The following is an 8,060-nucleotide window of genomic DNA, read 5'->3' as shown; positions in this document are numbered from 1 at the left end:
GCACCAGGGCCGTGTCGGGGGAGACACGGCCCCGGCGCGTGATGGGCCGGAAGTGGCGCCCGGCGGAACCGGCACAGCGGCGGAACCGATTCAGCGGCGGGACTGGTTCAGTACCGGGGCCGGTTGAACCAGTGGCTTCCGTTCCGGTTGGCGCAGAACACGATGATCAGGATGCCGAGCATCAGGCTGATCAGCGCGAAGACATTGGCGGTGAACAGGCTGATCACGCTGAACAGGGTGACCACCGAGGCGTAGACGATCGCGGAGACGCGGACCCCGCCGTACCCCGTGGCCATTTTCACGGCGGTGAGGATCGCCCAGAAAGCGAACCCCAGGACGATCACACCGAGCACGATCATGATGCCCGCGCCGATGGCGCCCACGTCCTCCGAGGAGAGGTTCGGGTCCGAGGAGAGGTTCGGGTCGGAGGAGACCATCTCCTCGAAGTAATCGGCGAACCAGCCGCTGGCCACGATCATCAGCAGGCCGCTGAGGGCCTGGAGCCCACCGAGCACGAACAGCATCACCCGCGCGGCCTTCACGCTGCCCGGCATGACCGCCGGGGGACCCGGCTGTCCGTAGGACTGCGGGAACGCCGGCGGCGAGGGATAGCCGTAGCCGGGCTGACCGGGGGGCTGCTGCTGGGGATAGCCGTAGCCGGGCTGACCGGAGGGCTGCTGGGGCGGCTGCCCGTAGGGGTTGTTCGGGTCGCCGAAACTCATGGTGATTCTTCCTCCGTTGTCGCTTCAGGTGCGGGGACACGCAGGGCGCGGTTCGGAGGAAGCTCTACAGATGCGGTCCGTCCCCCCGGTACTGCCCGCGGCACTGTGAGTTCATCGTTCTCGACGGATCTGTCGGTTGTCCAGCCGCAGGCAGATTGTGTTGTGCAAGTGCAACATCGCTGATCTTGGCTGGACGAGGGTGGAACATGGCCGGTGAGGGGGTGGGCCGGGCCGGCGTGTGGGATCGCGAACCTCGCGGCTGCCCGGAGCACGCCCGCGGTACGGCCCGGGTGCGACCCCGGTACACACGCCCAAAACGAGGGCGGATTGGAACCCGGGCCCCGTCATCCGCGAGAATGGGGTCATGACCGCCCAGATTCTCGATGGCAAGGCCACCGCAGCAGCGATCAAGTCCGATCTGACCGCCCGCGTGGCGGTGCTGAAGGAGAAGGGCGTCACGCCCGGCCTCGGCACGATCCTCGTCGGGAACGACCCCGGTAGCCAGAAATACGTCGCCGGCAAGCACCGGGACTGCGCCCAGGTCGGTATCGCCTCCATCCAGCGGGAGCTGCCGGAAACGGCCACGCAGGAGGAGATCGAGGCGGTCGTCCGCGACCTGAACGAGGACCCGGCCTGCACCGGGTACATCGTCCAGCTGCCGCTGCCCAAGGGCATCGACGAGAACCGCATCCTCGAACTCATGGACCCGGACAAGGACGCCGACGGCCTCCACCCGATGAATCTCGGCCGTCTGGTCCTGAACGAGCCGGCCCCCCTGCCCTGTACCCCCAACGGTGTCCTCACCCTGCTGCGCCGCTACGGCGTGGAGATCAGGGGCGCGGAGGTCGTGGTCGTCGGCCGCGGTGTGACCATCGGCCGCCCGATGCCGCTGCTGCTGACCCGGCGCAGCGAGAACGCCACCGTGACCCAGTGCCACACCGGCACCCGCGACCTGTCGGCGCATCTCAAGCGCGCGGACATCATCGTCGCCGCCGCCGGCTCCGCCCATCTCGTCCGTCCCGAGGACGTCAAGCCCGGCGCGGCCGTCCTGGACGTCGGTGTCTCCCGCACCGCCGAGGGCAAGATCGTGGGCGACGTGCACCCGGGCGTGGCCGAGGTGGCCGGCTGGATCTCCCCGAACCCCGGCGGTGTCGGCCCGATGACCCGGGCCCAGCTGCTGGTCAACGTGGTCGAGGCGGCGGAGCGCAGTGCCGGCTGACCACAGCGCCCGAAAAGCGGAGACCAGGGCCCGCGGGACCGGGACGAACCCCCGTGAGACGCAGGAGCCGGAGCCCGAGCAGGGGCACCAGCAAGAGGACAAACAGGAGCAGGAACAGCCCCGGGAGCAGGGCCCCCAGGAGCAGGAGCAGGAAAGGGAGCCGGTCGAGGGCGTCGTCGAGGACGTCGCCGTCGAGGACATCACGGTCACCGATCCCGTCAGCGCGCCCGACGCCGCGGGGCGGCCGCGGCGTGCCACCCGCCGCTTCCCGCTGTTCACCAGGGACACCGCACGCCCGGAGGGCGGCGGCCGGGCCGCCCCGGGCGACGCTCCCGCGCCCGCCCGGCAGTGGCCGATCCTCGCAGTGCTGCTCGTGGCCGGACTCGGCCTGCTGCTGACGGCGTTCGACCTGTTCCGGATCGGCACGCTGCTGATCGGCGTGGCGTTGCTGGCGGGCGGGGTGCTGCGCTGGGCGGTGCCGGACGTCGGCATGCTCGCCGTGCGCTCCCGCTTCACGGACATCGTCACGTACGGCGGCCTGGGCCTCACGATCGCGCTGCTGGCGCTGATGGTGCAGCCCAATCCCTATCCCTGGCTGGAGATCCCGTTCCTGAAGGACGCCCTGCACTTCACCGTCAGCAACAGCTGACGCCGCCGCTGCCTCGTGCCCTCCGGTGAACGGCGGCCCGTCCTCACCCCCGTGAAAGGACGGGCCGCCGCCGTCGGGAACAACCTTCCTGCACCGCGAACCGGCTGTTCAACGGCTCTCCGGACGCTGTGGCACGGAAGTGACCGTTCCGCTACGTCCCCCGGATGGCCCTGGAAACTTCCCGAAGCGCCCCCGGAGCACAGCTGGCGTGATAATCATGACAATCCCGGACAATCGTGATGTCCCATGCGTTGTGCTGGTTCCGTTCGGCCGAAGGAGGCGCCGGTGGGAGACTGGGGGCACGAGCGGGTGAGCGTGCGACGGCGCATGCCCGTGGCCCTGACGCTCCCGTGCGCCCCCACCCTGGGAACTGAGATCCTGACTGGCGGCATCCATGTGGGTAGCCAGAACGGGGACTCGGCAGAGGCACCACGCGCGAGGGAAATGCCAGCACGACCGGGGGGAAGGTAGGGAAGCAATGCCTCGTTGGAAGGCCTTGCCGGATGAACTCGATCCGCAGATCAGGGAGTTCACGAGCCAGCTCAGGCGGGTGGTGGACCGCAGCGGCATGAGCGTCGCGTCGGTCTCGGACCGCACGGGCTACAGCAAGACGTCCTGGGAGCGTTATCTGAACGGCCGGCTGCTCGCGCCCAAGGGCGCGATCGTGGCCCTGGCCGAGGTCACCGGGACCAATCCGGTGCACCTGACCACGATGTGGGAGCTGGCCGAGCGGGCCTGGAGCCGCTCGGAGATGCGTCACGACATGACGATGGAGGCGATCAGGATCTCGCAGGCGCGCTCCGCGCTGAGCGAGCTCGCCGGACCGTCGTCGACCGGTGCGGGCGGCAGGGGGCGCAAGAACGGGGGCGCCGCGGTCCGGCCGGGCGTCGCCGGACCGGCCGGGGCCCCACCGGCCGTGCCCCCGCAGCCCACCGCCTCGGACGTCCGTGACGCGTCGGGGGCGAACTCCTGGGGCATGGCCGGGTACGCCGGACCGTCCCCGTCGGGCCACCGGGGCGGTTCGGCGTACCCGGCCGCTCAGTCCGCGGGGGACGGGCGTACGCCGGGTTCGTCGGGCGCGCAGGGCGCACCGCCCCGGGGGGCGGCGGGCCGTGGCGGCTCCGGCGGTTCCGGTGGCAAGCGGCGGACGGGGACGTTCCTCGCGGGCGCCGTCGGCGCGCTGGTGGTGATCGCCGCGGCGTTCTACGTCACCGGGCTCGACAGCGACAAGGAGGGCGAGGCCGTGAAGTCCCCCTCGCCCACGGCCTCCGTCCCCGCGAATCTGCCCGCCGGGGTGGAGTGCAGCGGCGACAGCTGCGACGGCAAGGACGCGGAGAGCATGGGGTGCAGCGGTGACCTCGTGATCACGACGCAGACGGCGACCGTCGGCACGACCCTGGTCGAGGTCCGCTACAGCAAGATCTGCGGTGCCGCGTGGGGCCGGATCACCCAGGCCGCTCAGGGCGACAAGGTCGAGATCACCGGTGGGAAGACGAAGCAGAGCGCCGGCATCACCGAGGTCGGCGACACGGTCACGTACACCCCGATGACGGCGGTCGCGAAGGCGACGGACGCCAAGGCCTGCGTGGTGCTGGCCTCCGGCGAGGAAGGGTGCACGCAGGAGACGGAGGCGGGGGCCGCGGAGTAGGGCCGCGCGGTGCGCCCTCCGGCCCGGCGGGCGCGCGGCGGGCCGGAGGGCGCGGGACGGCCGCCGGGGCACGTCGCCGGTACGGCCTCCGGGACACGCCCGAGGGACTCCCGGTGAAGTTCGTGGCGCGGGATCGGCATGGGACGGCAGATACCGGGCACGTGAACGTTACCCCCACGGGAGTCCGGCAGGATCGGTCGCCCGAACGGCGGCCGTCTCCGTCCCCCTCTCCCGGACGGGCGGCCGCCTTTCCCATGGGCACGCTCGTGTATCCTCCGGCCACCCTGTGGGACGGGCCACATGGAGCCCGGCCGTCCGCGATCGTGGATGCGCGATAGCCTGACCGCTGGATCTCTTGACGCCAAGAGATCGATCATCCAGCGGCGATCCCTCCGCACCGGTGATCGATCACCGCGGCGGGCACCGGTCGCGAGCCGGACGGGATCCCGTACCCCGGGGCAGGGACGCCCCACCGCCAGCTGTCATACGGAGAACGCCATGACCCGCACTCCCGTGAACGTCACCGTCACCGGCGCGGCCGGCCAGATCGGTTACGCCCTGCTCTTCCGCATCGCCTCCGGCCAGCTGCTCGGCGCGGACGTGCCGGTCAAGCTGCGCCTGCTGGAGATCACCCCCGCGCTCAAGGCGGCCGAGGGCACGGCCATGGAGCTGGACGACTGCGCGTTCCCCCTGCTCCAGGGCATCGACATCTCGGACGACCCGAACGTGGCCTTCGACGGGGCCAACGTCGCCCTTCTCGTGGGCGCCCGCCCGCGTACCAAGGGCATGGAGCGCGGCGACCTCCTGGAGGCCAACGGCGGCATCTTCAAGCCGCAGGGCCAGGCCATCAACGGCCACGCCGCGGACGACATCCGGGTGCTCGTGGTCGGCAACCCGGCCAACACCAACGCGCTCATCGCCCAGGCCGCCGCCCCGGACGTACCGGCCGAGCGCTTCACCGCGATGACCCGCCTGGACCACAACCGCGCGCTGACCCAGCTGGCGAAGAAGACGGGTTCGACGGTCGCCGACATCAAGCGCCTGACCATCTGGGGCAACCACTCCGCCACCCAGTACCCGGACATCTTCCACGCCACCGTCGCCGGCAAGAACGCCGCCGAGGTCGTGAACGACGAGAAGTGGCTGGCCGAGGACTTCATCCCGACCGTCGCCAAGCGCGGCGCCGCGATCATCGAGGCCCGTGGCGCCTCGTCGGCCGCCTCCGCCGCCAACGCGGCCATCGACCACGTCCACACCTGGGTCAACGGCACCGCGGACGGCGACTGGGTCTCCATGGGCATCCCGTCGGACGGCTCCTACGGCGTCCCGGAGGGCCTGATCTCCTCCTTCCCGGTCACCGTGAAGGACGGCACGTACGAGATCGTCCAGGGCCTGGAGATCAACGACTTCTCCCGCGCCCGCATCGACGCCTCCGTCAAGGAGCTCGAGGAGGAGCGCGAGGCGGTCCGCGGCCTCGGCCTCATCTGATCATTTCGTCCGACCCGATCACCTCGTCCGACCACGGACCACGGGCCCCGCACCGGTGCTGACCGGTGCGGGGCCCGTCCATGTACGGGATCAAAGCCTTGGCCAAGGCTTAACGCATGTCACATGATCGCACTCTTGACAATCCGGTTCCTTTTGGCGTAACGCCTCCTCTATGCTGATGGCTCGTCAACTCATCTGTCACCGAAGACGCACGCAGCATCGGGGGGACCGGCATGAGCACTGCCTACGTGCCGCAGCAACCGCACCACCCGGACGGCCCTGCCCCGCCGGAGGTCCTGTCCGTCCCGCCGCATGCCAGCGAGGCGACCCGGCTGCTGTGCGGGGGCGTCTACGTGGACCCCGACTACCGCGACCGCGTCATCGACGAGCTGTATCTCCACGAACAGCGGATCGTGGCCCCGTCGCTGGGCTTCGACGCCGCCCGGGTCCTCGCGCACGCGCTGCGGGCCCGCCGACAGGAGCTGCTCTGGTCCGCCGGCGTCATCGGGCTCTGGACGGTGGGCATTGCGGTGACCGGCGGGCTGCTGGCCGGCCTGTTGCTGTCCAGCCTGCTGCTCGGTCTCGTGCCCTGGGTCGGGGGCGGCGCCCAGCAGCCGCCCCCGCACCGGTTGCTCGCCGCCTCCTTGCTGTGCTGGGCGGGCCGCCTCCTCCTGGTGGTGTACGCCGTACTCGTCGTGGCCATGGCCTTCGGCGCCGGCCCCGGTGGCTCCGGTTCCCCGTCCGACCCGTACGGGTCCAGCGGTTCCTACGACACGGGCGGGTTCGGTGGTCTCGGCGACCTGGGGCTGCCCTTCGCGGGGGCGGTCGAGCCCTGGCGGGCCTGGCTGGCCATCGGTGTCGTCGCCCTGATCGCGTGGTGTGCGGCGGCCCAGCGCGACGGGTTCGCCCGCGCGTTCGGTGCGGAGCTGTCCCCGCAGCGCTTCCCGGACGCGGTGAACGACCCAGCGGAGAGAGGCGAGGGGGAGAGGTTCGCCCGGCTGATGCGGCGCATCCGGCGGGAGCAGCACGCGTCGCTGATCATGTACGACGAGGAGCGTCCGTTCTGCGGGGCGGGAGCCGCGCACGACACCTGGGTGCTCGCCGTGGAACTCCGGCCGGACGAGGAGCGGGAAAACCGGCAGCCGCTCGGCAACCGCGTGATCCTCGACCGGGTCCGGCCGCTGATCGAGCAGCTCCGTGAACCGGCCGAGCACGCGGGCACCCCTGTGCGCGACCGACTGCGCGGGCTGGAGATCGACGAGTGCGTGTTCCTCCCCGTCGAGGGATTGACCGACCGTGACCAGGCCCCCTACACGCCGGAGGCGTTCGAGCGGCACTTGCTGCGGGCGGTCGAGGAGGGCGGCGAGAAGCGGCGGCACTTCCTGCGGGTCCGGGTCGGCGCCTGGGAGGAGGAACTGGGCGTCACGGTGTACGTGCGGGTCCACACCCAGGGCCGCATGCTCATGCTGGAGATCGCCCCGCACGTCATGCCCCCGGTGCGCCAGGAGTTCAAGCGCGCCGACCACGTCGCGCACGGGGTCCGCACCGGCCCGGTGTCGGACAAGATCGTCTCGGCGGCCACCCTGATGCCCGGTTCCGCGGGCCGTGCCCTGGTCTCCCTGTTCCGCGGCGCGGTCTTCGCCTGGCGGCTGCTCACCGGTGGACACCGGAGCGCGCTGCCCGAGGGCCCCGCCCTGTCGGTGCGCGAGCTGGCCGCCAGGGACACGAAGTCCACGTTCCAGGAGATGGACGTGGCCCGCTACCTCCGGAGCATTCAGGACCGCGTCGGACACGGGGTGCGGCTGGCGCTCGCCGAAGCCGGTTACGAGACCGGCGAGTTCGTCCAGAAGATCGTGAACATCAGCAACGGCGCGGTCAGCATCAACCGGGTCGAGGGCTCCACCTTCGCCATCGGTGAGAACTCCAGCGCCACCAACGGCGGCCCCGGGCCGCAGAGGGGAGCCTCCGGGAATGACGGCACGTGATGAGCAGGGCGTCCACATCGGGGACGTCCACGGCAGTACCTTCGCCATCGGCAGCCATGCGCACGCGGAGAGCCACCACGGCGTTCCGGCGCCGCGCGACGCCGCCGACGAGGAACTGCTCACCGCGGTAAGGGAGCTGCGGGCCGATCTGGCCCGGCTGCGGCAGAGCGGGCAGACCGTGGAGCTGGACGAGGCACTGGCGGACACCGAGGAGGAGATCGACCGGACCGGTACGGCCGGGGAGAGCCGCCGCCGGCGGCTGCGTGATCTGCTCGCGGCCGCCGAGACACTCACGGCGCTGCTCGCCTCGGCCGGAACCGTGGCGGGGCTGCTCGGGATGTGACGCCGG

7 protein-coding genes are annotated in these 8,060 nt (G+C 71.2%); 6 read left to right on the top strand and 1 reads right to left on the bottom strand.

All coding sequences use genetic code 11. The features are described from left to right. Positions 1 to 107 precede the first annotated feature (107 nt). The gene (locus ACFP2V_RS14560; RefSeq protein ID WP_381211129.1) at positions 108 to 722 is read right to left on the bottom strand and encodes a hypothetical protein; all 615 of its coding nucleotides are present in this window, start codon (positions 720 to 722) and stop codon (positions 108 to 110) included. Positions 723 to 1,086: 364 nt separating this feature from the next. On the opposite strand from ACFP2V_RS14560, the gene ACFP2V_RS14555 reads away from it, so the two are divergent. The 6 genes from ACFP2V_RS14555 (at position 1,087) to ACFP2V_RS14530 (ending at position 8,054) form a co-directional block, all read left to right on the top strand. Then, entirely contained in the window at positions 1,087 to 1,941 is an 855-nt protein-coding gene (locus ACFP2V_RS14555) for a bifunctional methylenetetrahydrofolate dehydrogenase/methenyltetrahydrofolate cyclohydrolase (protein ID WP_381211126.1), read from the top strand. Positions 1,942 to 2,140: 199 nt separating this feature from the next. Continuing rightward, on the top strand, positions 2,141 to 2,590 hold the full coding sequence (locus tag ACFP2V_RS14550; protein WP_381211468.1) for a DUF3017 domain-containing protein: 450 nt from the start codon (positions 2,141 to 2,143) through the stop codon (positions 2,588 to 2,590). A 478-nt stretch (positions 2,591 to 3,068) separates the two neighbouring features. Continuing rightward, complete coding sequence (locus tag ACFP2V_RS14545; protein ID WP_381211123.1) at positions 3,069 to 4,238, top strand: helix-turn-helix domain-containing protein; 1,170 nt, start codon at positions 3,069 to 3,071, stop codon at positions 4,236 to 4,238. 498 nt (positions 4,239 to 4,736) lie between these two features. Further along, positions 4,737 to 5,726, top strand: a complete 990-nt coding sequence (locus ACFP2V_RS14540; protein WP_381211120.1) for a malate dehydrogenase — start codon at positions 4,737 to 4,739, stop codon at positions 5,724 to 5,726. A gap of 233 nt (positions 5,727 to 5,959) precedes the next feature. Then, complete coding sequence (locus ACFP2V_RS14535) at positions 5,960 to 7,711, top strand: hypothetical protein (RefSeq protein WP_381211117.1); 1,752 nt, start codon at positions 5,960 to 5,962, stop codon at positions 7,709 to 7,711. Next, positions 7,698 to 8,054, top strand: a complete 357-nt coding sequence (locus tag ACFP2V_RS14530) for a hypothetical protein (RefSeq protein ID WP_381211114.1) — start codon at positions 7,698 to 7,700, stop codon at positions 8,052 to 8,054. The genes ACFP2V_RS14535 and ACFP2V_RS14530 overlap by 14 nt, the downstream gene beginning before the upstream one ends. The last annotated feature ends 6 nt before the right edge of the window (positions 8,055 to 8,060 follow it).

Origin of the sequence: Streptomyces incanus (assembly GCF_042656345.1) — a bacterium.
GTDB lineage: Bacteria > Actinomycetota > Actinomycetes > Streptomycetales > Streptomycetaceae > Streptomyces > Streptomyces incanus.
The sequence above is the reverse complement of the archived record's forward strand: the minus strand, read 5'-3'. Positions and strand labels throughout refer to the sequence as shown.